At 44.2% G+C, this 23904-nt stretch carries 20 protein-coding genes and 1 tRNA gene; 6 read left to right on the top strand and 15 right to left on the bottom strand.

All coding sequences use genetic code 11. The features are described from left to right. Nucleotides 1-44 precede the first annotated feature (44 nt). Entirely contained in the window at nucleotides 45-668 is a 624-nt protein-coding gene (locus U2P89_RS06940; RefSeq protein ID WP_322191020.1) for a sensor histidine kinase, read from the bottom strand. Here U2P89_RS06940 and U2P89_RS06935 point away from each other — a divergent pair. Together U2P89_RS06935 and U2P89_RS06930 are read left to right on the top strand one after the other, a co-directional pair. Next, on the top strand, nucleotides 668-1723 hold the full coding sequence (locus U2P89_RS06935) for a hypothetical protein (protein ID WP_175533514.1): 1056 nt from the start codon (nucleotides 668-670) through the stop codon (nucleotides 1721-1723). The genes U2P89_RS06940 and U2P89_RS06935 overlap by 1 nt on opposite strands. 44 nt (nucleotides 1724-1767) lie before the next feature. Next, nucleotides 1768-2502 (top strand): BT1926 family outer membrane beta-barrel protein, encoded by a 735-nt coding sequence (locus U2P89_RS06930; RefSeq protein ID WP_322191019.1) that lies wholly within the window; start codon nucleotides 1768-1770, stop codon nucleotides 2500-2502. 152 nt (nucleotides 2503-2654) lie between these two features. On the opposite strand, the gene atpG is transcribed toward U2P89_RS06930, so the two are convergent. From atpG to U2P89_RS06865, 13 genes are all read right to left on the bottom strand, one after another. After that, nucleotides 2655-3524 carry an ATP synthase F1 subunit gamma gene (gene atpG / locus U2P89_RS06925; RefSeq protein WP_322191018.1) on the bottom strand — a complete coding sequence of 290 codons (870 nt, stop codon included), beginning with the start codon at nucleotides 3522-3524 and terminating at the stop codon, nucleotides 2655-2657. A gap of 4 nt (nucleotides 3525-3528) precedes the next feature. Then, entirely contained in the window at nucleotides 3529-5118 is a 1590-nt protein-coding gene (gene atpA / locus U2P89_RS06920; protein WP_322191017.1) for a F0F1 ATP synthase subunit alpha, read from the bottom strand. Nucleotides 5119-5241: 123 nt separating this feature from the next. After that, nucleotides 5242-5781 carry a F0F1 ATP synthase subunit delta gene (locus U2P89_RS06915; protein ID WP_091908797.1) on the bottom strand — a complete coding sequence of 180 codons (540 nt, stop codon included), beginning with the start codon at nucleotides 5779-5781 and terminating at the stop codon, nucleotides 5242-5244. 7 nt (nucleotides 5782-5788) lie between these two features. Continuing rightward, the gene (atpF, locus tag U2P89_RS06910; protein WP_091908795.1) at nucleotides 5789-6289 is read right to left on the bottom strand and encodes a F0F1 ATP synthase subunit B; all 501 of its coding nucleotides are present in this window, start codon (nucleotides 6287-6289) and stop codon (nucleotides 5789-5791) included. 15 nt (nucleotides 6290-6304) lie between these two features. Then, entirely contained in the window at nucleotides 6305-6574 is a 270-nt protein-coding gene (gene atpE, locus U2P89_RS06905; protein WP_076932114.1) for an ATP synthase F0 subunit C, read from the bottom strand. Between the two features lie 937 nt (nucleotides 6575-7511). Beyond that, nucleotides 7512-8612, bottom strand: a complete 1101-nt coding sequence (atpB, locus tag U2P89_RS06900; RefSeq protein ID WP_322191016.1) for a F0F1 ATP synthase subunit A — start codon at nucleotides 8610-8612, stop codon at nucleotides 7512-7514. Beyond that, a complete protein-coding gene (locus U2P89_RS06895) occupies nucleotides 8609-9040 on the bottom strand; it encodes a hypothetical protein (protein ID WP_139233445.1) in 432 nt (143 codons plus the stop codon). The genes atpB and U2P89_RS06895 overlap by 4 nt, the downstream gene beginning before the upstream one ends. Nucleotides 9041-9045: 5 nt before the next feature. Next, entirely contained in the window at nucleotides 9046-9288 is a 243-nt protein-coding gene (locus tag U2P89_RS06890) for a F0F1 ATP synthase subunit epsilon (protein ID WP_313380554.1), read from the bottom strand. 197 nt (nucleotides 9289-9485) lie between these two features. Further along, nucleotides 9486-10997, bottom strand: a complete 1512-nt coding sequence (gene atpD, locus U2P89_RS06885) for a F0F1 ATP synthase subunit beta (RefSeq protein ID WP_322191015.1) — start codon at nucleotides 10995-10997, stop codon at nucleotides 9486-9488. 104 nt (nucleotides 10998-11101) lie between these two features. Continuing rightward, nucleotides 11102-11174, bottom strand: a tRNA-Thr gene (locus U2P89_RS06880). 97 nt (nucleotides 11175-11271) lie between these two features. Beyond that, the gene (gene secDF / locus U2P89_RS06875; RefSeq protein WP_322191014.1) at nucleotides 11272-14220 is read right to left on the bottom strand and encodes a protein translocase subunit SecDF; all 2949 of its coding nucleotides are present in this window, start codon (nucleotides 14218-14220) and stop codon (nucleotides 11272-11274) included. 207 nt (nucleotides 14221-14427) lie between these two features. Beyond that, a complete protein-coding gene (locus tag U2P89_RS06870; protein ID WP_322191013.1) occupies nucleotides 14428-16548 on the bottom strand; it encodes a M3 family metallopeptidase in 2121 nt (706 codons plus the stop codon). A gap of 368 nt (nucleotides 16549-16916) precedes the next feature. Continuing rightward, a complete protein-coding gene (locus tag U2P89_RS06865) occupies nucleotides 16917-18791 on the bottom strand; it encodes an SLC13 family permease (protein WP_322191012.1) in 1875 nt (624 codons plus the stop codon). 185 nt (nucleotides 18792-18976) lie between these two features. Between U2P89_RS06865 and U2P89_RS06860 the strand changes: the two genes are divergently transcribed. From U2P89_RS06860 to U2P89_RS06845, 4 genes are all read left to right on the top strand, one after another. Continuing rightward, a complete protein-coding gene (locus tag U2P89_RS06860; protein ID WP_322191011.1) occupies nucleotides 18977-19921 on the top strand; it encodes an SPFH domain-containing protein in 945 nt (314 codons plus the stop codon). 112 nt (nucleotides 19922-20033) lie between these two features. Then, a complete protein-coding gene (locus U2P89_RS06855) occupies nucleotides 20034-20201 on the top strand; it encodes an Arc family DNA-binding protein (RefSeq protein WP_092025441.1) in 168 nt (55 codons plus the stop codon). Nucleotides 20202-20458: 257 nt separating this feature from the next. Then, the gene (locus U2P89_RS06850; RefSeq protein WP_322191010.1) at nucleotides 20459-20827 is read left to right on the top strand and encodes a BlaI/MecI/CopY family transcriptional regulator; all 369 of its coding nucleotides are present in this window, start codon (nucleotides 20459-20461) and stop codon (nucleotides 20825-20827) included. Between the two features lie 5 nt (nucleotides 20828-20832). Then, nucleotides 20833-22785, top strand: a complete 1953-nt coding sequence (locus U2P89_RS06845; protein ID WP_322191009.1) for a carboxypeptidase-like regulatory domain-containing protein — start codon at nucleotides 20833-20835, stop codon at nucleotides 22783-22785. On the opposite strand, the gene U2P89_RS06840 is transcribed toward U2P89_RS06845, so the two are convergent. Beyond that, nucleotides 22773-23855 (bottom strand): alpha/beta hydrolase family protein, encoded by a 1083-nt coding sequence (locus U2P89_RS06840; RefSeq protein WP_091908772.1) that lies wholly within the window; start codon nucleotides 23853-23855, stop codon nucleotides 22773-22775. The two genes, U2P89_RS06845 and U2P89_RS06840, sit on opposite strands and share 13 nt — an antisense overlap. Nucleotides 23856-23904 lie beyond the last annotated feature (49 nt).

The raw sequence follows: 23904 nt of genomic DNA, 5'->3' as shown, positions 1-23904 counted from the left end.
GCCTATTATAGGGCTCTTTTTTACACGGCTGAACGGTTCAATTTTTATATCATATGAAAAACGATCAGTACCTTTGTCCCTTTCCCGGTTTCCGATATAAAGGATACTTCTCCCGGCAGGTTCTCAACACGTTCACGTATTGTTCTTAGTCCTATACCCCGTGAAGAGGCGGTAGGGTCGAATCCTTTTCCGTCGTCTTCAATAAAGAATTGGAATGTATCTCCGGTATATTCAAACCGAAGGGAGATATTGCCTGCGTCGGCATGTTTTATGGCGTTTGAAAATCCTTCCTGTACAATACAATATACATCCAGCGCAACGGTAGCTGTCAAACTGTTCCACGCTTCCCGACGGTAAATGGTGCACTGTGCATTTCCCTTGAAGTACTCTTTCTGCCGGCTGACATAGTCTTCGATAATATCGCAAAAATCGGCGTATTTAAATACCGGAGGCATCAGGGAGTGTGAAATACCTCTCAATTTATCGTGCAGTGAACCCAATGTCTGTTGAAGTGATTCCTTGTCAAACCCGTTTTGTTCGATTTTCATGTGGACTGCCACAAAATCGTTCGATATTCCGTCGTGCAGGTCCCGTGCCAGTCTCCTCCGTTCGGCTTCAAGGCCTTCGAGATACGATTGGAGTTGACGCTTTTGTGTCTCGTTGAGCAATGTTTCAGGATATAGCTTTTTCCAAAGCGCAAATTGAGACGTATAAACAGTACGCCGATTATAGCGACAATCCTCAGGAACTGTTAGAAATTGCGAATGCCAAATACAACGAATATCTCGTAGCCTGGAATGACGGAAATAGGACTTCATTGCGTGAAAAATACTATGATTTAGAAAATAAAACCGGTGATAAACTCCAGCCGGTTTACGATACCGATTTTTATAATGTCATCAGTGAGTGGCCTTTCAGTCAATATGTCTCTTTTCCTTCAGCTTATTATACTCAGAATTATCTCGGATATAAATCGGAAGAAATAGAAAACACGGACTTGAACCAGTGGTACCATTATGCGGGGATCGTTTATCCGGAAGTGGGAGACCTGCGTCAGTTGGAAATAGAAATTCGCGGTATCGAACAGACCGTAGAATGGTCCGATGACAATATCAACAATGAAACATCCGGCCTTGCCAAGCAATATGCGGACGCGAAGGCAGCATCGGCAACCGCAAAAGAAGAGTGGGAAGATGCTAAAGGCACCCCTGACGAATGGAGTAAGCAGAATGATTATCAGATAGCTCTCTCTAATGAAAATTCTGCAAAAAATAATTTGGATGATGCCCAATTCTGGTTTGAAATTTATCAAAACCGATTGGCAGAATACCAAAACGCCTATGATGTGTTGGGCGATGCCGGTAAGCTGGACGAAATAAAAGAGGCTATCGACGCGTACAACACGCAGTTTGCCGATGTGGCCGAAGCCTATTTCGCATGGCAGCAGGTACAGGCCGATGCGAATAAATTATTTGCAGAGTATCTGGCATTATATGATATTTACAACGCAGCGGATGATATTGACTCTATGATAGCCGACCGGGAACAGTCGATTAAAGACCTTGAAAAAGATAATGCTGATATTTCCGGTATCACTTCACAGGAAGAATTGATCGAATACCTCAAATCAGAAATAGACGCCCAGGAAAAAGTGGTTGAAGCCGCCCAGAAAGCCGCCGACGCCGCCAAGAAGGCATACGAGGATGCGCTGGCCGCGCTATAACATGATCCGATGATGGCAATAATTACGAAGTTAAAACGAAGAATATGAATATAAGAAGATTTTTACTGACAGCCATCATGCCCCTGTTTTGTTTCACGGTGCTTGCCCAGACAGGCAACGGACCTGCCAAAGGCAATGTCACGCTCTCGGCGACCGTGAGTTACAACAGCTATGCAAGCATCGAGGCGCCGGAAGGTACCCTCGATAGCTATGAAACGGCTGCATTTTCCACGAATTGGAGCGATAAAAAACTGCAGGTCGGTTTCGAAGCCGGCTGGTTTGTAAGCAACACGTGGAAACTGAATCTGGGCGGAGGGCTTCATTTCGCATATACCCCCGGTTATATAGGCGTTCCGGGTACTGGCGACGTGGCAAATGGAGGAATACCGGATTACCGCGCGGTGCCCAACACGCGGACATTCGTCTATAATGTTTCTGCGGGAGCCGACAGGTATTTCCCAACCCGAATCGATAACCTGTATTGGTACAGCGGGTTGCGCGTGGGGTTTGCTTACGGGCTGAATGAGAAGAAGTATGATGAGGCGGAATCCATGGGGAAGTCCATCGGTGAGACCTGGAACCTGCGAGCGGCGTTTACGTCGGGCATCGATTATTTTGTTCTGCCCGCATTGTATATCGGCGTTCAGATAGACCCGCTGGCTTATACCTACGGAATGTCGGGTATCCAGCCGCAACCGGGACTGAAACAATTACAGGCAGACAGTCATGGCATCGGCTTTTTAGCGGCGCCGACCATAAAGATAGGATTCATCCTCTAATCTTTAAATCTAAGCCAGACTTGAGAGACAAAGTGTCTAAATCGGGGAAGCTGTCCTTTACCGGGGGACGGCTTCCTTTTTCTGCCTTTTTCAAATCTTTCGTCCATACTCGAAACTCCGCAAAGATATAATACAATATGCCTGTTATTCCTTTACGCGTTACCGAACGAGCCGCCTACGATATCGAGCAATTCGTTGGTGATGGATTGCTGACGCAATTTGTTGTATTCCAGCGTGAGTTCTTCATTGAGATCATCCGCATTGTCGGTCGCGGTCCGCATGGCCGTCATACGTGCGGCGTGCTCCGAGGTGACCGAGTCGAGATGTGCGGTATAGAATTTTACTTTCAGGATCTTAGGAATGAGTTGCGTGAGAATGGTTCTCCTGTCGGGCTCCACTATATAGTTTGGAGCAGATTTTTCTCCATCGGGTATTTTCGGTTCGATAGGGAGGAACGGCTCGTTGATTATCACCTGCGAACCTTTAGTGAGGAAGTGGTGGTAGATTAACTCCACATGGTCTATTTCTCCTTTCTGATACATCTCCATCAGTTTTCCGGCAATCTGTTGCGCGTTATGATAAAAGGGACTTTCACTAATCGCACTGTAATCTCCTTGCGGTTTGAATCCCATACTCCGTATCGCTTTTGCCACTTTCTCCCCAATAGGATAAAGAAGAATATTTTCTTTTCCCAGCGGCATATAGTTGGCCACTACTTTTTTTAGTTTTTCAGTAATATCGTCGTTGAACCTGCCGGCCAATCCGGTATTGGAGGAAAATGCCACGATGGCGACCCGTTTGACGGCACGTGTTTGCAGGAAAGGGGAATCGATACTCTCTTCCCGGCCTGCGGCAAGCAACTGTAACATCCGGTACAGAGTCTGCTCATAGGGGTAGAGGCTCTGGATGAGGCGTTGAGTCTTCACCAACCGGGCAGAAGAGATCATCATCATGGCCGATGTGATCTTTTGTGTGGACCGCACCGACTGTATCCGGCTTTTTATCTCTTTCAGCTGTGCCATCGTTTCAGGAATTTATTATTTTTATGGTATCCGCCGCTACTTCTTCAATGATTTTACCGATCCCGTCATCTATTCTTCCTTCTTTCAGCGGATCGAGCACATCGTGTCGATGGCTTGCCTCCAGCGTAGCGAGAAACTCTTTTTCGAATTTCGCTACCTTCTCGAGTGCGATCTCTTTGAGAAGGCCGTGAGTGCCACAGTAGAGGATGGCAATCTGTTGCTCTACGGTCATGGGACTGTGTACAGGCTGGACAAGTAATTGCTCATTCTTTTGTCCCTTATCAATGGTCATGGCTGTTACGGCATCCATATCACCACCGAATTTGGAAAAAGCAGCCAGCTCCTGGTATTGTGCCTGGTCGATCTTCAGTGTACCGGCCACTTTTTTCATCGACTTGATCTGGGCATTACCTCCAACGCGGGAGACGGAAATACCCACGTTGATGGCAGGCCGGATCCCCTTATTATAAAGGTCGGCTTCCAAAAATATCTGCCCGTCGGTGATGGAGATGACGTTAGTGGGAATATAAGCAGATACGTCGCCCGCTTGTGTTTCAATAATCGGCAGGGCAGTAAGGGAACCGCCACCCTTGACTTTCCCTTCTAAACTGGGGGGAAGATCGTTCATCCGGACTGCTACATCTTGCTGGGAAATGATATTGGCCGCCCTTTCCAGTAATCGGGAATGAAGGTAGAAGATATCTCCGGGATAGGCTTCACGACCTGACGGGCGACGCAGGATTAACGACACCTCCCGGTAGGCTACCGCCTGTTTGGAGAGGTCGTCATAGACCACTAAGGCATGTCTGCCCGTATCGCGAAAGTATTCTCCGATGGCTGCACCTGCAAAGGGTGCGATATACCGCATGGCGGCGGGATCTGAGCCGCTGGAGGAGACCACCACGGTATAATCCATGGCGCCCCCGTCGGTAAGCGTTTTGACGATAGAGGCTACTGAAGAGCCTTTTTGTCCCACCGCCACATAGATGCAATAGACCGGGTCACCGTTCTCAAAATTTTTCCGCTGGTTGAGGATGGTGTCGATGGCGATACTGGTTTTTCCGGTCTGCCGGTCGCCGATGATCAGCTCACGCTGGCCCCTGCCGATAGGGATCATGGCGTCTACGGCTTTCAACCCGGTTTGTAAAGGAGTATTGACAGGTTGACGGAAAACTACACCGGGCGCTTTCCGCTCCATGGGCATCTCTGTCAGTTCACCTATCAGCGGGCCTTTGCCGTCGACCGGTTCGCCGATAGGGGAGATCACACGACCGAGCATACCTTCCCCGGCAAAGATGGAAGCTACCCGTCCGGTACGCTTCACGGTAAATCCTTCTTTGATCTCACTGGAGCTACCTAACAGAATGGCTCCTACGTTGTCTTCTTCGAGGTTCATCACGATAGCCCGCATACCGTTGTCGAATTCCAACAACTCGTTCGCTTCCGCGTTACGTAGGCCGAAAATCCGTACAACGCCATCACTTACTGTGATGACCGTACCTGTCTCATCGAATTGAATGCCGGTATCGATCCCTTCGAGTTGCATCCGTAGCACCTCGGAGACTTCGCTTACCCTGATATTATTATTGGACATGTATATTAAAATGAAAAATTAATAGTGAAAAAATAAGAAGTTGAAAATTAGAACTACGAAGTTGAGAAGTTAAAAAGTTAAGAATATAAACCCTAGGTCTTTATCAATCTCCTTCAATCTCCTTCAATCTTTCCGAAACTTATTCCTTATACGGGTCAATTCACCCGATACACTTGCATCCCATCTGAAATCTCCCAAGGTAAGTATGAAACCGCCAATGATTTCAGAATCAACTACCGATTCTATTTCCACGTTCGTTTTTACCATTTTCTGTATCCGGGTAACAAGCTGTTGCCCCGTTTTGTGGTCGATAGAGATGGCGGTGACCAACCTGCCGCTCTGGATATCAAATTTATCCCTATAAAGGTCGATGAAGCGAAGGGCGATGTACTGAAGAACCTCTTCCCTTTCGTTCTTCAGGATAAGGTCTATCATCTTAGAGAGTGACGACGGCACACTGCCACCACAAGCTGTCACGAGAATTTTCTTCTTCTCCCGACCTGACAGGGATGGGTTTATGATTGCACTGCGCAGTCGGGGCATTTTCATAAATATCTCCGAAAGCAGTTTCATCTTGTCATATACCTCTTCCTCTTGTCCCAGGCTGATAGCATATTGCAGCAGAGAGTCCGCATAACGAGAAGAAATGAGTCCGGTGTTCATATGCTGTTTACGATTTTGAGATATCCATTTCGTTGAGAAGGCGGTCAATCATCTTTTTTTGTTCATGTTCCGCACCCAACTTTTCCCGTAATATCCTTTCGGCGAGGGCTAGTGATAGGGTAGCTGCCTCATTTCGGATTGAACGAAGGGCTTCCTCTTTCTCTGCGCCGATTTGCTGTCGTGCCGAAGCGATCAGTTTCTCCGATTCCATACGAGCTTCTTCACGGGCTTTTTCTATCATCGTTTCCCGTCGCAGGGCGGCTTCCTTCAGGATGTCCGCTTGTTCTTTGCGGGCTTGTGCCAATATGGCTTCGCCGGTCTCCTTTATGCCGGCCAGCTCCTCGTGGGCTTTACGCGCAGCAAGGAGCGATTCTTCGATATAATTTCTCCGCTTTTCAACCGATTTGAGTATGGCGGGAAATCCGAATTTTGCCAGCACAAACACAGTGATGCCGAAAGAGATCAACATCCAGAACAGAAGACCGGGTTCGGGTGTAAGTAATGACATACCTTATTGGATTGGTTAGAGAATAAAACCACAGACAACCACTGCAAACAATGCTACTCCTTCGATAAGTGCCGCTGCAATGATCATGTTCATCCTGATATCTGAAGTCGATTCGGGTTGGCGGGAAATCCCTTCCATGGCAGATGCACCAATCTTACCAATTCCGTATCCTGCACCGATAGCAGCAAGACCGATACCTATGGCTGCCCCTAAAGATCCTAATCCGTCAGCGCTTACCTGTAGTAGTGTGCCGACTGTCTGTAATAAAACTGTAAGTAGTACCATATTATACTGTTTTTTAATTAAATGATAATCAAATTTTGAAGAATATAACTGCATCTGTGTAAAGAAGCGGCCAGTGCAGCATACCGCCAACCTCATACATGGCGGAAAACTATTTCTATATTACTTACGTAACCCTTCTCCATTCTCCACATAGTTATATACGTTTTATAGCAGAGCGATAGTAAGTAAAGAAAGAAAAGTCTTTATATGAAAAAATAATGAACTAAGAACCGGCTGTGATCTTATTAGTAACAACGTCCATTCTTAAAATGTTTTCCGGTGATTTTAGTAGAAGTTGTGGAAAGGATATATGATCTTTGCAATGGGAAGTCCTATTTGGATATTTCTAAAAAAAGATGCATAAAAGTGTACAAAATTGCTGATCCTTTCTTCAATAACAATTAGATCGATGTTATTCTTTATATAAAGAAAAGAGAAAGTTGTGAAAATATGGGTTGTTTCATTCGGACAATTGGAAGGAGAAAACAGATGCTCCATAACCGAATCACGTACAAATTTCAAATTGCCTGTATTATCATCTTTCTGAGCTTGATTTTCATGAGTATCGTGTAGATCCCTTTCCGACACCTTCATTACATGGCCCTGAGCGGTTTCGGTTCTATCTGAGAAAAGGGAGATACCCGAAGACAACAGGCCAAAAGAACCTGTCGTATGATCCAACAACAGGAACTGTCCTAGCATCGACTGCAAAGTAATGGAAAGACAAAATAGATATATAATGATTCGCTTCACCATGAATAACTTATTTATCTGAAAAATAACCTTATTTCCATTGAATAATTTCCTGCCCGGTTCACAAAGCAGAAATCAATCCTGGCAAAGTTAATGAAACTATTTGTGGAAGATCGTTGTATTTCGGATTATTTAACATCACTTCGTTTCTAAATAACAAACATTTCACCGCTGATGCCGAAACTTATGCAGCCTTCTCTGTTTCAACCGCTTTCTTCTTTTCGAAATGGGATTCTATTCGTGCGAGGCCAATAAAGACAGCTGAAAGCAGCGTGAAGACATATGCCTGAATATAAGCGATAAATAACTCCACTAGATCGATAAAAACGGTGAAGATAACCGACAGGACAGTCATGGAAGTGTTGATGGCCATCCCCATGCTCGCCGTGATGAAAATAAGCATTGTCAGTCCTAATACGATGGAGTGTCCGGCCATCATATTTGCAAAAAGACGAATCATTAATGCGAAGGGTTTGGTGAGTGTCCCCACAATCTCCACTATCGGCATCAAAGGAATAGGTACTTTAAGCCAGGTAGGTACATCGGGCCAGAATACTTCTTTATAATACTGTTTTGTTCCTGTTAAATTAACTATCAGGAATGTAATAACGGCCAATACCATTGTCACGGCTATATTTCCCGTCACATTAGCTCCTCCCGGAAAGAGAGGAATTAATCCCAACAGGTTATTCGTGAAGATAAAGAAGAAGACGGTAAGCAGATAAGGGGCATATCTTTGATAATCTTTGCCGATGGAAGGTTTTATCACTTCATCATTGATAGAGAGGACGAGCATCTCGATCAATCCAGTGAACCCTTTCCGGGGTTTCATCGGATCTCGCTTCAGTGAGTGGGCTACCCCCATAATGATTAGTATAACCAGTAAGGAGGCAAACAGCAGTGAGGCTGCATTTTTGGTGAGTGAGAGATCAAGTGGGCGAGAGGCACTTCCGTCTGCATCCGTTTCCATGATCTTTCCCTTGTATTTCCCTTCAGCTGCGATCTCAAATCCTTTATAAGAGTTTGCCCCGTGGTGAAAATGTGAAGAGGGGAACAGGTGCCATCCCGTGGTTTTACTGTGCAATATTACCGGAAGGGGAATAGCGATATACTTAGTGCCGTTACTCACAATCTGCCATTCATAAGAATCTGCCAAATGTTCCGTGATGAACTCTTTTGCATTTAGTTCCTCCTTTGCTTCATCCTGGTTTGATGCCCATACCGGAGAAGCTGTGAGAAAAAGAATCAGTGACAGACCTGATATATATAATGCTCGTTTCATCATAACTCAATATCCTTTCGGGAGTTTTTTTGCTGTTTATCCTTATATTTAAAATAGAGTTCCATTCTGATGTAGATATATGTTTCCCAAATCAGGTTGACAAGATAGAAAATGATAAAGATAATCGCGAAATTACGAATATGAGGCTTGTCTAAAAACCAATATATGAGTATGAGTATAACCGACATGAATATCTTAATCATGCGCATAAGCATATAGAGGTTGACCATCTTTTTGGGTTCGTCGACGGGAGTGCGCCTGAACTGAAAAATGAAAATGAGCCCCATCAGATAGAAAAAGAGAGGAATAATGAAGTAGTAGTCAACCATCGTTTCCGGAAAGAACTTATTCAGGATAAACCAAATGCCGGATCCCGTAATGAGTAGCATGATTGTATGAACGATAAGAAAATATATTGTGAGCTTCTTCATTATTTTCAATGGATTTTATCAATACAAACCGTAACTTTATTGTCGTGCATTTCCATTAATCCGTCTGAAACTTCGATCTGCCGGATTTTACCCTTCACTATGAAAGAAAGTACTCCTTTTGTCAGCGATGAAATAATGGGAGCATGGTTGTTCAGTATCTGGAATGATCCCAACATACCTGGGAGGGTGACGGAGTCTGCCTCACCTCTATAAAAAACAGATTCGGGTGTAAGAATTTCCAGTGTCATATTTCTAAATTACCAATTATAAATTACTAATTACCAATTACCAATTACTAATTACCAATTACTAATTACCAATTACTAATTACCAATTAATTGAAAATAGAGCTAAGAACCAAGAGTCAAGACACAAGATTTGGAATTCAATCTTAGCTAATCTTAGTCAATCTCAAATCATCAAATCAATAAATCATCAAATCAGTTTATTGGCTCTTTTCCATTAGCTTATCGCCTTTTTCAATCGCTTCTTCGATGGTACCCACGCTCATAAATGCCGATTCGGGATAATGATCGAGACCACCGTCGAGGATCATTTTGAATCCTTTTATGGTGTCTTCAATAGAAACCATTACGCCGGGTTGTCCGGTATACTGTTCTGCCATAAAAAAGGGTTGAGACAGGAAACGTTGTACCTTACGGGCGCGGTTCACTGTGAGACGGTCTTCATCCGAAAGTTCTTCCATTCCCAGTATGGAGATGATATCCTGCAATTCTTTATATCGTTGCAGTATTTGTTTTACCCGCATGGCCGTGTTGTAATGCTCTTCACCCACGATATGCGGGTCGAGGATACGGGATGATGATTCCAGCGGGTCTACCGCAGGATAGATGCCCAAAGAGGCAATTTTACGGCTGAGTACGGTGGTAGCATCGAGATAGCTGAATGTGGTTGCCGGCGCCGGATCAGTAAGGTCATCAGCCGGTACATATACTGCCTGGATCGAGGTGATGGAACCGTATTTGGTGGAGGCAATCCGTTCCTGTAGTGTTCCCATCTCTGAGGCAAGTGTAGGTTGATAACCTACGGCGGAAGGCATACGTCCCAACAGCGCAGATACTTCGGATCCCGCCTGTACGAACCGGAAGATATTGTCGATAAACAGTAGAGTATCGCTACCTTCACCACCCATATCACGAAACGATTCAGCTACAGCCAACCCGGTAAGGGCGACCGATGCACGGGCACCGGGAGGTTCATTCATCTGTCCGAAGACCAACGTGGTCTGGGATTTTTTAACCTCTTCATAATCGACTTTGCTCAAATCCCATCTTCCCTCCTCCATCGCCTTTTTGAACTCATCGCCGTACCTGATAACTCCTGATCCGATCATTTCCCGGAGCAGGTCGTTTCCCTCACGTGTCCGTTCGCCTACACCTGCAAAGACGGAATAACCGTTATGCCCTTTGGCGATATTGTTGATCAGCTCCATGATGACGACGGTCTTTCCTACGCCGGCACCGCCGAACAGGCCTATCTTTCCCCCTTTCAGGTAGGGTTGTAGCAGATCGATCACCTTTATGCCTGTGAAAAGTACTTCCTCAGAGGTGACAAGGTCTTCGAATTTAGGAGCAGGGCGATGGATGGGATACTGGTTTTCACGGCTAAGATCTGAGAGTCCGTCGATAGGACTACCGATCACATTAAGTAACCGTCCCTTGATCTGTTCTCCTACTGGAACACTAATGGGACGACCTAACGCTTCAACCGGAAGACCGCGACTTAGTCCGTCGGTGCTTTCCATTGCCACGGTGCGGACAATATTTTCACCGATATGATGTTGTACTTCCAGGAAAATATTCTGTCCGTCGGAACGCTTTACGTAAAGGGCATCGTCGATAGCAGGGAGTTTTGCTTCCTGTGATCCGGAAAGTTCAAAATGTACATCTACTACCGGCCCTATGATTTGAGAAATGTGTCCGTTTAATGCCGACATAATTATTTGGATATGGTTGTATATTCAGTGATGGCTATGGGCAAAGGTACAAAATAAAACGATTGTGCAAATAATTTTAAAATTATTTGCACAATCGTCTGAAGAGCCACAAGCGAGACTTGAACTCGCGACCCACGCGTTACGAATGCGTTACTCTACCGACTGAGCTATTGTGGCTTGTAATGAGAGTACAAAAGTATAAAATTTTTTTTATTCTCAAACAAAAAACGGGCAGCCAAATGGCCCCCGTTTTTCTATTTACTATAAAAAGCTGTTACTTTTCTATTTTCTTTTTGTCTTGCTGATTGAGCAATATCTTGTAGGCTACAGGTGAGGCGACGAACAAACTGGTAATTGTTCCTACTACCACACCTATAAGCATGGCGAACACGAAACTTCTTACTGCGTCACCACCGAAAATAAGAATACAGATAATCACAAGGATAGTACTCAAACCGGTGTTGATGGTACGTGCCAGTGTAGCGTTCATAGAATCGTTGAAGAGCTCCCTCAATCCCCGTTTTGGATAGAGTTGCTTGTATTCGCGCACACGGTCGAACACCACCACCTTATCATTGATGGAGTAACCCACTATGGTGAGAATAGCTGCCACGAAGGTCTGATCCATCTCCATGGAGAAAGGCATGACTTTCCAAAGCAATGAATACAATCCTATCACAGCGAAGGCGTCTACTGCCAGGGCTGCGACTGTACCCAGAGAAAATCCCCAATTGCGGAAACGCGAAAGGATATAGATACCCATACAAACGAGAGCTATGAAGAGTGCCAGGAATGCATTCCGGATCATATCTTCAGCAATACTCGGTCCTACTTTCTGAGAACTCTGTATATGGTCGTCGATTGTTTTTCCGGGTGTTATGAATTCTTTTAATCCTTGTCCCAGCAGATCACGTAATTGATCTTCCACGCCGGCACCTTCCTCTTCAATCATATAGTTGGTGGAGATACGCACCTGATTACTGGAACCGATAGTGATAACGCGAACCGATTCGTTGAGATAGGGGTTAAGGGCATTTTCCACATCACTCACACGGACGGGCTGATCGAAACGAACAATATAGTTGCGTCCCCCCGTGAAGTCAATACCTGAATTCAATCCAAGCGTAAAGAGTGAGATAACGCTGATTACTACAAAAACTCCGATTGCTATGAGTACCTTCTTGCTGTTATGAATAAAATCGAAACTATACTCTTTGAAGATGGCTTTTGAGAATCCCGTATTGAAAGTGAGGTGTAACCATTTATCTTTGGATAACCGGCTTTCGTATACCAGACGGGTAATAAATACGGCTGTAAGGAACGAAACGGCAATACCGATGATCAGGGTAATAGCAAATCCCCTGATAGCTCCTACACCGAAAATGGCAAGGATGATACCGGTGATAATGGTCGTGAGGTTGGAGTCGAAGATGGCTGAAAATGCGTTCTTATAACCGTCTTCCAATGCTCTTCGCAGGGTTTTTCCAGCCGCAAGTTCTTCCTTGATACGCTCATTGATAAGTACGTTGGCATCGACCGCCATCGCGAGTGAGAGTATCATACCCGCAATACCCGGAAGGGTGAGTACGGCCTGGAATGCCGCGAGCGCTCCCAGAGTGAAGAAGAAGTTGAGTAGCAGTGCCCCGTTGATTACCATACCCGGGATGATACCGTAGAGCATACAGGTGAAGATAAAGAGCACTGCCAGGGCAATTACAAAGGAGATAAATCCGTCGCGGATGGCTTCCTGTCCCAACGAAGGGCCTACCACGTCTTCCTGTACGATACGGACACCGGCTTGCATCTTACCCGATTTAAGCACGTTCTCCAAGTCCTGTGCTTCCTGTGGCGTGAAATTACCGGTGATGGAGGAACGTCCTCCGTCGATACGCCCGTCCACTGTGGGGGCTGAATATACGTATCCGTCGAGTACGATAGCAATTGATTTTCCGATCTCAGCACCGGTGATGGTCGCCCAGCGGCTGGCACCACTCGAGTTCATCGTCATGGTTACTTCCCAGGCCGATCCCTGTTGTCCCTGGTCGGCACGGGCATTGGTTACCACGTCTCCATCCAATGCAGGGCCGCGCTTGCTTCCATCACCTTTAAGGGCGAATAACTGGAAGTAAGTTTCACGCTGATCGATGGGTTTGAATCCCCATTTAAACCGCACGTCGGCGGGGAATATATCTTTGTATCTGTTCAGGAGGAAATTCACCTCAGCTGTATCGAGCTTCGACACGGTTCCTACTACCGGTCCCACAGCTCCGCCCATTGCGAAGTAGGGTTCATTGAAATACTCCACAAAACTTTTGTTGATGACGATCTTTTCCCCTTCCTCTTCGAATAGAGGTAATGAAAGTGAATCACCCTGCAGAAGTGAATCTCCGGCTATGGCGTCCTCTTCGGCTTCTGCTTCAGCAGTAGTGGTATCAGTGGTAGCCTGACCCGATCTTTGCGCCATGGCATATTCGCTCGACCGTGCATTCATTTCGTTGAAGTAGGCCGCCAGTTCGCTCACATTGTATGTTTTCCAGAATTCGAGGTTGGCACTTCCTTGCAAAAGGTTACGTACACGTTCCGGTTCTGTAATTCCGGGGAGCTCCACCAAAATGCGTTCTGCGCGATCCAGTTTCTGGATGTTGGGAGCAACTACCCCGAAACGGTCGATACGCGTAGCCAATACATTGAAAGAATTATTGGCTACACTGGTCAACTCATTACGCAATATAGCGATTACCTCATCGTTGGTAGCGGTGGGACGTACCCTGTCACCCATCGTAATGCTGTAGATATTGGCCAGCCTGCCTTCGGGTGCTATCCGTTCATAGTTCTGCCGGAATAGCGTGATGAAGTCAGATGAACTGCCACGGCGGTTTTGAACGATAGTCTCTCTCAATGCCTGATTGAATTGAGGGTCATCGGTATTGGCCAGTGATGCGAGTACCTGTGCCGCATCAATTTCGAGGATAACGTTCATCCCCCCTTTCAGGTCGAGTCCCAGTCCGATTTCCTTAGCACGAACCTGCTTAAGCGTATAATTCAGATACACTTTCTCAGTAGAGAGGGAATCAAGATACTGATTCTTCAGAGCTAAGTCTCCATTGGCGTATTGATCCGCTTTCTTGTTGTATTGTCTCCCCACTATAGTAAAAGAGAGATAAAACAAACTGATAAGTGTCAGGATAATACTGAAAACTTTAATGAATCCTTTGTTTTGCATTTCAATATTACTTTTTGTTTTACTATTTATTTTCAGGTTATGAACTCCGTATACGTAAAAACAAAGGCATGTTGGATGCCTTTTTATTTAGAGCGTGCAAATATACGTTTTTTTTATCTTTTTAAGAACAATATCACCGGATAATTTTTCTCGAAAATTATCCGGTGATAAAGCAAGGTGGAAGATATACGGGATGCAGTCAATAATTTATTCGATAAATCCTCTATTTTTTAGCAGATATACCGGATTGGGTTCTGCACCGCGGAATCTTTTATAGAGTTCCATTGGATCGTCGGAATTACCTTTCGACAAAACGTTATCCCTGAATTTCGCAGCTGTGGTTTTATCGAAAATCCCATTCTCTACAAATGCCTGGAAGGCATCGGCATCGAGCACTTCTGCCCAGAGGTATGCGTAATATCCGGCAGAGTACCCACCACTGAAGATATGTGAGAAATAGGTACTGCGGTAACGGGGAATAATTTCATCGATCAGCCCGATCTTTTCCATAGATTTCTTCTCGAATTCACGTACATCGAAAGACTTTACTGTATTCTGGGTATGATAATCCATATCGAGTAACGCTGCTGCGACAAATTCGGTAGTGATAAATCCCATATTGAATTTGGACGCAGCATCGATTTTTGCAATCAGTTCATCGGGGATTACTTCGCCTGTTTGATAATGTTTAGCGTAAAGTTTCAATACTTCGGGGTGAAATGCCCAATGTTCCATGATCTGTGACGGAAGTTCCACGAAATCCCGTGAAACGCTTGTGCCGGCTACACTGCTATAGGTGACGTTCGACATCATGCCATGCAAGGCGTGTCCGAATTCATGAAAGAGTGTTTCTACTTCATCGAGAGTGAGTAGCGACGGAGTTGTCCCGGTGGGACGGGTAAAGTTGCCTACGTTGTAAATAAGGGGACGGATATTTTCACCTTCTATTACCTGCTGTCCGCGGAAGCTGCTCATCCATGCACCGGCGTTCTTACCTGTACGAGGGAAGTAGTCAGTATAAAATACCGCTAAATGGGAACCATCGGCATCAAGTACCTCATAAGCTTCTACTTCGGGGTGATATACCGGAACGTTTTCTAATTTCCTGAAGTTTAATCCGTATAAACGGTTGGCTACTTCGAACACCCCTTCGCGTACATTCTCCATCTTGAAGTAAGGCTTAATCTCTTCCTCGTTGAGTGAATATTTCTGCTGGCGGAGTTTTTCGGTATAATACCACCAGTCCCAGGATGCCAGCTTAAAGTTGCCTCCTTCGGCATCGATCAGTTTTTGGAGTTCTGCTGCTTCTTTTTTTGCCTGTGGCAACGCATACGCCCAAACATCATTGAGCAGTTTGTAAACGTTCTCCGGCATTTTTGCCATACTTTCTTCAAGCACAAAATCGGCATGTGTCTTATAACCCAGCATTTGCGCTTTTTCGATACGCAGGTTTACTATGTCGTTGATGATTTGTTTATTGTCATTCTTGTTATCGTTGTCACCGCGCATATACATGGCTTTGTATAGTTTTTCACGGAGGTCACGTTTTTCTGAATATTGCAGGAAGGGGAGCCAGCTTGGCTTTTGCAGGCCGAATACCCATTTCCCTTCTTCACCGGCAGCGTTGGCAGCCTCTGCAGCCGCGGCAATAACACCTTCGGGAAGTCCTGCGAGATCTTCCTCATTATCGACCACTAATTTGAAATCGTTGGTTTCATTCAACAGGTTATTTCCGAATGCAAGGGTGAGTGAGGATAATTCCTTGTTGATCTCACGCAATCTCGACTTTTCTGCTTCACTTAACAGTATCCCTGAGCGTACAAAATTCTTGTAATAATTATCCAACACCCGGTATTGTTCGGTATTAAGATTCATGCCCGTGGTGTCGTCGTGCAGCGTTTTGATGCGGTTGAATAATTTTTCGTTCAAATTGATATTGTCACGATGTTCCGACAAAAGAGGAGAGAGTTCCACGGCCAACGCCTGAATGGAGTCGTTGGTTTCAGCGCTTCTCAAACCGTAAAATACGCGGGAGACACGGGTCAGTATCCTTCCACTGTTTTCCATTGCCACAATGGTGTTTTCGAAAGTGGGCGCTTCGGAATTATTCGCAATGGCTTCAATCTCCTTAGCTTCTTCTTCCATTCCTTTCAGGAAGGCCGGTTTGTAATCTTCAAAAGAGATCCGGTCGAAAGGAGGCATACCGAACGGGGTATCGTATTCGGTGTAAAAAATGGCGCCGGGCTCACCACCGGTTTTACCGGTATTGGCGTTGTTGCAGGCAAGTAATGTCATAACTGCTAATAAAATAAAAAGAAATTTTCTCATTCGACTTCTAATTAAATATGATTTAAACAATTGAAAAAAACCTGGGTAATCGGTTTCATATAAAATAAGAAACTGTTTTGAATTTTACGAGTAATTATTTTACACTTATTTTTTCACTCTTTCATCTTGTTTTTTGCCCTTTTTTGCGCCTTCGAATTTTCATTTCGTTCAAGTAGCCCGCTACATTTCAATAAATGAAAATCCAAATCCATCAAAAAATTACTAAAAAACAATTGATGAAAAAATTCAAAACAGTTTCTAAGTGCAAAGTTACGATTTTTACTTAAATATCGAAAAGTATCCATTGATTGTTTGCCCTTTACCCTGTTTTTTTACATTATTGAAGGTCAATATTTTTCTGTCAGATACTAAAGTGGAAACAATAGTGGTAAAATGAAGATCATAATAATGCCCACGATAAGCTGCAATGGTAATCCCACTCTGATGTAATCTATAAACTTATATCGTCCTGCTGACATTACCAACGCGTTGGGCGGCGTTGCGAATGGGCTGGCAAAGCACATGCTGGCAGCCACCGTCACGGCAAACAAAAACGGGTAGGGACTGACGCCTATGGTTACGGCAGATTGTAGGGCAATGGGTGCAAACAACACGGCTGTCGCCGTATTGCTGATGAACATTGTCAGTATGGATGTGGCAAGGTAGATGCCGGCCAATACCGATACAGGACCGAATTGGCTCAACCCGTTCACGATCGCATCGGCAATTAAGCTGGAGGCACCGGTTTTCTCCATGGCAATCGCCAAAGGAAACATACCCGCAAACAGAAAAGTACTTTCCCAGTTGATGCTTTTATAGGCCGATTCCACGTTGCGGAAACATCCTAGTATGATCATCAATAGTGCTGCTATCATTGTGGCAATCACAGTAGGTACTATATTGAATACCATGGCCACGATCATCAACACCATAATGGTTGCAGCGACCGGTGCTTTGTGGTCACGTGGAATTTTCAACGCATTTTCCATAGGTTGCCCGACCACTACCCATTCCGTTGTCTCCTGATTCAGCTTTTCTATATCCGACCATTTTCCCTGTACCAGCAATACGTCACCCGAAAGCATCCTCTCATTCTTTACATCCTGAAGGATATATCCGTCTTTACGTTGTATCCCCAGTATATTTACATTGTATAGTTGACGGAAATTGGATTCCTTTACATGCTTATTGATCAGTTTCGATGTAGACATCAAAACCACTTCTGCAATACCGATTTCACTGAATTCCAATCCCCCTGACTGAGAAACCGATAGTGTACTGCCGGTTCCTTCTGTTTTATGGGTGTCGATCAATTTCAGGCCATTTCCGCTGACGAGCGACATAACATCATTGAAATTCCCGAACACATATAATATGTCGTCTTCTTTGAAAGTGCTCGACGGCCCGGCCATCTTCATATCGACCGTTTTATGAAAGCGGTTTCGTGAGTGGATCCTTCGGATCTCGAGTATGCTTACATTATAAGTCTGGGTGATATTTAATTCCTGAAGAGATTTATTGATGAAGGGGGAGTTCTTTTCTATCAATACCCTGTAGAGATTGTCGGCCAATTGGTATTCCGATGCCAATTGATTCAGTGACTTATTTTTCTTTATAGTAGATTTTTCTTTATCCCTGCCCGCAACCAATAGTTTACTGAGCGGCCATAACAATAGAATACCAAGCGTCAGGGTAATCAAACCGACAGGCAAAAATGAGAAGAAGGACAACCCTTCGAATCCCCCGCTGACTAGTGCGTCGTTGATGATTAGGTTGGGAGGAGTGCTGATCAGCGTGAGCAGCCCCAGGCTGCTGGCAAAAGCCATCGGCATCAGAAACCGCCGTGAATCGGTATTGGCTTCGGACGCCAGACTCATCACGATAGGAAGCATCAGTGCTACTGTACCGGTATTACTTACAAATCCACCGATCCCACCGGTCACTAACATTACCAGTATGAAAAGCTTGAATTGATTTCCCCCGGCCAGGGCAAGGATTTTTGTACTGATCATTTTGGCAAGTCCTGTCTGGAAAATACCCCCACCGACAATGAATAAGCACACGATCATGACAACCACGGAATTGGAAAATCCCGATAACCCTTCTTCAGGTGTCAGTATGCCGGATAATACCAATAAAACGAGTGAAGACAAAGCGACGATGTCGGATCGTATCTTACCCCAGACAAAAAATGTGACTGTCAGAAGAATGATTCCGAAAACAATAAGAACATTTATGTCCATACGTTATGTCAGTTGCTGAGTGGGAAATTCATAATATGAGCACAAAGGTAAGAGAAATAATGATTACAGATGAAGGAAGTTTCCACACATTATTGAAAAAATGCAGAAAATTGATTTTTTTTGGTTATAAGAAAATAATTGATATATTTGTGATATTAAAATAATATCATTTTAAATTATAAATTATGGAAACAAAAGAATTCAATTTCAAGGGTTTTAAGACAAACGGCTTCCTGATGCTTTTTTTGATGTTGATCCTATTGGCGGGAATTGTATGGCTTTATTCTTCGCTGGAGGTCTGGGGAATCATTACAGGTATTGTTCTGACTATTATTTGGATTATCCTGTTTTTCGGATACACCAAACTGGAACCCAATGAGGCGATTGTGATGATCTTTTTCGGAAAATACAAAGGAGTGTTGAAAGAAACAGGATTCTTTTGGGTAAATCCTTTTATGACGAAGAAAAAGTTATCCATGCGGGCCCGGAACCTGAATGCGGATCCGATCAAAGTGAACGACAAAGTAGGGAATCCGGTACTGATAGGGTTGGTACTGGTCTGGAAACTGAAGGATACTTACAAGGCTATGTTCGAAATAGACGCGCAGACAATGGCCGCTTCAAGGCCTGGAAAAGACGGTGCGATTACCTATACGGTAAGCAAGCAGATGGATGCCTTTGAGAATTTTGTGGCCATACAAAGCGATGCTGCATTGCGACAGGTTGCCGGGTTGTACGCTTACGACAATAATGTGGTTTCCGACACCGAACTGACACTGCGGTCGGGTGGGGAAGAGATTAACGATGACCTATTGAAAGAGTTGAACAGCCGTCTGGAGATGGCCGGGATAGAAATTATAGAAGCGCGTATCAATTATCTGGCATACGCACCCGAGATTGCGGCTGTAATGCTTCGGCGCCAGCAGGCAGAAGCTATTATCTCAGCGCGGGAGAAGATCGTGGAAGGCGCGGTGACAATGGTGAAGATGGCATTGGAAAGGATCGAGGATGAAAGTATTGTGGAACTCGACGGCGATAAAAAAGCTGCTATGGTGAGCAACTTGCTTGTAGTGCTTTGTGCTGATGAATCGGCACAGCCGGTATTGAATACGGGTACATTGTATCAGTGAAAAGTGAAAAACTAAAAGTGAAAAAGAGAAACTGAGTGTGTTGATGGGGTATGTGGAACAGTGGTAAAATAATAGGTATTGATGAAACTTGATAAGATGGAGCGAGTGAAAGATGGCTAAAAAAGAGAAAACGACCAGGAATTTTGCGTTACGGTTGGATGCGGACACCATGGATGCAATAGAAAAGTGGGCAGCCGATGAATTTCGTAGCGTGAACGGTCAAATTCAATGGATACTGGATCAGGCGCTCAAGAAAAGCGGGCGTCTGAAAGAGAAATGATTTCCTTAATGTTGAATTTTTGTCCTTACAATAAATGTGTTACCTTTTGTGTGAGTAGAAAGAAATGAAAACAGTTGAGTTTACATCTTATTTGGATGTACAAAGATTTGAACCGGTTGATATTCAGTCGGTTTTTCTTTTGGTCGGAATTTTAACAGCCCAATATATTTTATTTAACTAAATGCATTCGTTGTGAAACGAAAAGTTTTAGTTATATTTGCAGTGTGATTGATTTTTACAGTTCAATAATTTGAAATATGAAGGAGTTAACAGCAAAAGAAGAAGAAGTGATGCGATTTTTTTGGGATGAAGGGCCGCAGTTTGTAAAGCAGTTGGTAGAGAAGTACCCCGACCCGAAACCGCATTTCAATACTATATCTACTTATGCGCGTATGCTGGAAGAGAAAGGTTTTCTGTCGCATGAAGCATTCGGTTCCACCTATCGTTATTTCGCGATTATCAGTGAAGAGGAATACCGTAATGGTACATTAAGAAGTGTGGTAAAGAAATATTTCGATAATTCCTATCTGAGTGTGGTCTCATCGCTTATAAAAGAACAGGATATTTCAGTGGAAGAAATTCGGAAACTACTGGACGAAGTGGAACAGTCTGATTCTAAAAAATGACTATTATGGAACTTTTTCTCTATTGGTTGCTTCGGGCATCTGTCTTAATGGCATTATTTTACGGCTTATACAAGTTTTTTTTCGCCAATAATACATTTCACAATGTCAACCGTTTTTCGTTGATATTTATATTACTGGTGATATCATTGCTTCCCCTTTTCCGTTTCAACTTCATTCCTGAGAAAAAAGCGGAACCGGTTACAGAAATGTTTTGGATGGATCTTTCTTCCATCCCCGTCACTGAATCTGTGGAAACGCAACCGCGGGTAGAAATTCCATGGATGCATATCCTGATAATTTTGTTTGTCATAGGATTTCTTTTCACGTTTATCCGTTACCTGATAGGGTTGAGCCAGATCGCCGCTATCATCCGGAATTCAGAAAAACAGATGCTGCCTGATCATACTGTCTTGTGTGTGACCGATAAGAATATTTCGCCGTTCAGTTGGATGAAATATATTGTTCTTTCCCGCAGGGAATTATCGGCAGATAACCAGGCAGTGATCCGCCATGAGAGGGCGCACATTCATTTACGGCATTCGGTCGATATGATCTTTTTCGATCTTTTTACCTGCATCTTCTGGTTCAATCCGTTCTCATGGTTGTTGCGTCGGGAAATTCAGTCTGTCCATGAATATCAGGCAGACGAAAAGGTGCTCAGTCAGGGGATCGATTCTAAACAATACCAACTTCTATTAATCCGCAAAAGCGTAGGTGAATATAAATTTGCTTTGGCAAATAATTTCCGTCAGCGCGACCTGCACAAACGAATTACCATGATGAAGAAAGACAAAACCAACAGACGCGTGAAATGGAGCTATGCAATGGGGTTTCCCGTATTATTCCTGGCAATAATCGCGCTTTCGGTGCCGAAGCTGAATGCGAAAGTCGTGGAAAAGGAGAATAATGAAACAGACCTTGTCAGAGAGAAAATTACCGTTTCCGGTCAGGTCGGGGATGAAGCCGGGAAACCCATTCCAATGGTGGCAGTTGTGAATAAAGTCACTGTCACTAAAACCGAGTCGGATCTCAAGGTGATACTTGAAAAAGGTGAGGGAGAGAGTGACGAAATGATCAGAGTCAGAATAAAAGGACAGGATGATGTGGACGAAACGACCGACGATGCGTCAAAAGTTCTGGTATCGGGAACGGTGAGAGACAAACAAGGAGTGATTGTCGGAGGATTAGTTACTATCAAAGGTACCAATAAAGGAACTATTACTGACCTGGATGGAAATTTCCGCATCAAGGCAGATATAGGTAACACGCTTCAGTTTTCGATGATCAATTATAAAACAGGTGAATATAAGGTCGAAAGTGCTGAAAAAAATAATCTGGTGATTGTGCTGGAACCTGATGAGAATGGAAAAACGGCCGATCAGGGAGTGACGGGATCTCCTCAGAATGCCCTGGCCGTAGTGGGGGTAAAGACAACGGAAAATCTTCAGGGTGATGTGGAAAAAGTGACTCTTCGTACAGTCGGTGGTAAGCATCCACTTTATATTGTAGACGAAAAGATCATTTCCGAAGCAGAGATACAAAAAATTAATGCTGAAGATATCGAATCTATCTCTGTGTTGAAAAACAACTCTGCCATCGGAATGTATGGAAATAAGGGAAAAGACGGAGTGATACTGATAACAACGAAAAAGAGTAATAGAGATGTACTGTCTATAGGTACAGGAACAATGGATTCTCTTCGGGGTGATGTGAAAAATCTAATAAAGAGAACACAGGAAAACAGTTCTCAAAATTTGGATCAGATACTCGAAAACCCTCCTTTAATCATTGTTGACGGAGAAAAAATGTCCAAAGATTTTGAACTGAATTCCATTGATGTCAAAGAAATTGAATCCATGTCGGTGTTGAAAGATAAAAACGCAACGGAAATCTATGGCGACGAGGGAAAGAATGGTGTAATCATTATTACGAAAAAGATTCCGGATCAAAACCCGTAGGCTGCGCGGCGCATCTCTTTTTGCGATGCGAACGGATGCGGCGGTTTCAGGTAGCGTTCCAGAAATTTGTGTACCGTGAAACGGATATCAGTGGCTTCCTTACTGTCGATCCGATCGAAACCGTGACCGCCGGAGGCATCCTGAAAGACTTTGTATTCGAACTCTTTGCCATGCTTTTTGAGCGTATTGATCATCAGTTGTACCTCTTCCACATACACATCGTTATCGTTGGTATTGGTATAGATGAGTAGCGGCTTGTCGAGATTTTGCGCATAGTGTGTGGGTGAACGGCGGGCGTATTCTTCGGGATTCTCTTCAATGGATTCGCCGATATGATAGGGTGTGGTAAAGTAGGCGGTATAACTCTCATCATGTGATGCCAGGCGGTTCTCCAGGTCGCTCACCGGTACTCCCGCAAATGCACATTGGTATTTGTCGCCATGTTGGAGTATCTGCATCAGGGCAATCATGCCGCCGTGACTCCACCCGATTACGCCTACCCGTGAAGAGTCGACAATACTATAATTTTCAATCATATAATTACGGCTTTCCAGTACATCGTCGTTTTCCCGTCCGCCGTAATCGATATTTTCGTATGTCGCTTTCCCGTAACCTGTGCTGCCCCGGTATTCGGCCGATACCACAATATATCCCTGGGCAATAAGTTCACGCACAATATGGGAATAATAAGTGGAGAAATTGGCATGTATTCCACTGTGAGGAAGTACGATAAGGGGATACGTTTTCTTAGGATTGACATTTTTCGGGATGAAGACATAACTGTAAAATTGCAGTTTGTTGCCGGCAAAACGGTCTTCCGGGTCTTTGGGTTTCCAGCGGGGCGTGCTTGTGAGCCGCACTTTATCTACATGGGCTATATCTTCCAGCCGGCGAAACCACATCAGGTCGTCAATTTGTTTCTCCAATATATCGAACCGGTGTTGGTAATCCGAAAGTTTTTGTTCCAGCGATTTTAACTGTAATAGCAGGGAGTCTTCTTTCTGTGGGAACGCGGAAAAAATGTTGAGAACAACAATAATAGCCGATAAAAAGAGAACGTTCGTTTTCATAAGCGTTATAATTTTATATTTTCAGGTTCTTAAGACATTTTTGCTATAC

The sequence above is a fragment of the Proteiniphilum sp. genome, assembly GCF_034331125.1.
Lineage (GTDB): Bacteria > Bacteroidota > Bacteroidia > Bacteroidales > Dysgonomonadaceae > Proteiniphilum > Proteiniphilum saccharofermentans.
The sequence above is the reverse complement of the archived record's forward strand: the minus strand, read 5'-3'. Positions and strand labels throughout refer to the sequence as shown.